The 2,321-nt window shown below is 39.3% G+C and carries 2 protein-coding genes; both read right to left on the bottom strand.

Annotated elements, in window-relative coordinates:
* Positions 1 to 218 precede the first annotated feature (218 nt).
* Positions 219 to 1,316: an IS91 family transposase gene (locus HXZ69_RS15125; RefSeq protein ID WP_038335828.1), complete on the bottom strand. Its 1,098-nt coding sequence runs from the start codon at positions 1,314 to 1,316 to the stop codon at positions 219 to 221.
* Positions 1,295 to 2,197 carry a tyrosine-type recombinase/integrase gene (locus HXZ69_RS15120; protein WP_114999197.1) on the bottom strand — a complete coding sequence of 301 codons (903 nt, stop codon included), beginning with the start codon at positions 2,195 to 2,197 and terminating at the stop codon, positions 1,295 to 1,297. Before HXZ69_RS15120 ends, HXZ69_RS15125 begins: the two co-directional genes overlap by 22 nt.
* Between the last annotated feature and the right edge of the window lie 124 nt (positions 2,198 to 2,321).

Below are 2,321 nucleotides of genomic sequence, written 5' to 3'. Positions count from 1 at the left end.
AATAACTAAGCTTTCGTCTTGCCCGGAGGGCTAGAGATGAAAGCCCGTTGAACGGAACCGGAGTAGCTTTATGTATTATGGGGTTTTCGAAATGTGGCTTTAAGATATACAAGCAGTAATTTTAGGATTACTGTTTTTTTTGTGGTTGAAGTTGTATTTCTTCATGCGTTTTGGCTGTTTTTTTGTGCTTTAAACACAAATTCCCTTACCCGTAAAAGTTAATTCACAGAAGCAAGTTTGTTTCCGATAAGATACTTTTCTGGCGGACCTCTTTGTCCAAAAACGTGCAACGTAACCAGATTCCCCACTTTACAACAATAACATTTTCGATGTTGTGTTTTAGGCTCTACTAATGCTCGCGCAACGTGTAATTCTTCTTGTAACTGCTGTAGTTTGCCACGTTTCCAACTGCTGCTTAAAATTCCGTAGTGCCGTATGCGAACAAATCGTTTCGGTAAAACATGCAAGCTAAAACGGCGGGCGAATTCTTCGTTTTTTAATGTGAGTTGCTTGGTTTCACTTCCGTCTCTATAATCTTTATAATTGATAGTAACTTCTTGATGGGTTACATTTGTAATGCGATGGTTGCTAATGGCTACCTTGTGGGTATATCTACCCAGATACTCAATCACTTGTTTTGGGCCGCCAAATGACCGTTTGGCATAAACAACCCAATGCTTTTCAAACAAACTTTCTAAGATGTGCCCCTCGGCAAGCTTTTCTTTGCGTAACAACGCTACATATTTGGCTCGAAAAACCTTACTTAATGCTTTTACTGCAAACAAGTATTTATCGGTTTTTATTTTTCGTCTCCACTTGCCATTATTATCAATTCCGCCGCCTGGAACAATGCAATGCAGATGCGGATGCAAACTTAAATTTTGGCCCCAGGTATGTAAAATAGCAATCATGCCCAATTGCAAACCTTCGGTTTTGCCAAATTGAGATAAACTAGCCCACACAGATTCAAACAACAAGCGATAAATAATTTGCGGATGTGAGATCGTTAAACCGTTAAGCGTATCGGGCAAAGTAAAAACCAAATGATAATACGAACAAGGCAACAAATCTTGCGCGCGTGCCTGTATCCATTCTTCGCGTTTGTGTCCCTGACATTTTGGACAATGCCGATTGCGGCAGCTGTTGTAACTAATACTGATGTTTCCGCAAGCATCGCAAGCATCTACATGACCGCCCAACGCTGAAGTTCTGCACAACGTTAATGCCCTTAACGTTTTCTCTTGATGAACGGTAAAGTTTTGGTTGGATAAATCTACTTTTTGCAATACATGGGCTACTTCCCACTGCGGCTGCATAAAGCAAAAACGGTATCAAGTGGACTGTGTACTTTTTGTTGCTCCAATTGGCAAACATGTAAATATTCCATAGTGGTCTCCACCCGTTCATGCCCCATCAATTTCTGAACTTGAAGGATATTTACGCCATCTTCTAATAAATGCGTGGCATAGCTATGGCGCAAAGTATGCGTGTGCACATCTTTTAAAATACCTGCTTTTTTACTGATAGATTGAACTGCCCATTGAACACCGCGTTGACTGTAACGAGAATCAAAACCCTTGGCATCTTTCGTGTTTCCTGTAAATAAAAAAGTAGTGGGATGTTCGGCTGAAATATATCTTTTTATTCCCCGTATCAAATGATCAGATAAAGGAACATATCGATCTTTTTTTCCTTTACTTTGAACGATATGAAGTTGTTTTCGATCGAAATCTAAATGCTTTAATTCTATGTTCCGAACTTCCATACAGCGTAAACCACAGCCGTAAATCAAGCCAATTAAAACACGATGTTTTAGCAGTTCTGCACTTTGAAGCATCTTCCAAATCTCTTCTCGACTTAAAACAACAGGAAGCTTTTTCTCTTTTGGAATCGATGGTAAATGAAGATAATCGTAAGGAAGATTCTCTGTTTTTAAAAGAAATCGAAGTCCGTAAACCGTATGTTTAAAGTATGATTGCGAAGGACTTAAAGAACGTTGCTGCAGTTCAAATAAGTAATCTTTAACCTGCTCGGGATGTAATTCCGTAGGAAGAATTCCAAAATGCAACGCCATTGCCGCCACATGCCGAGAATAATTCTCGAAAGTACGCTGGCTTCTGCCTAAAATGGAAATATTTCGCTGAAAACGTTGCAGAAGTTCAGAAAAACCCGTAATTTCACTACAAGCGCGATTAATGTATTTGTTCGCTCTTAATTCCTCCGGAGATTTTTTTTAGTTACCATAGTATCAATTGTTTAATATTAATATACTAAGGTACGAAATCATCGCAGCGAAAGCTACCGAAGGTTTAGTTCAACAT

This window comes from Empedobacter sp. R132-2 (assembly GCF_030324375.1).
In the GTDB taxonomy this organism is placed as follows: Bacteria; Bacteroidota; Bacteroidia; order Flavobacteriales; family Weeksellaceae; genus Empedobacter; species Empedobacter falsenii_B.
The sequence above is the reverse complement of the archived record's forward strand: the minus strand, read 5'-3'. Positions and strand labels throughout refer to the sequence as shown.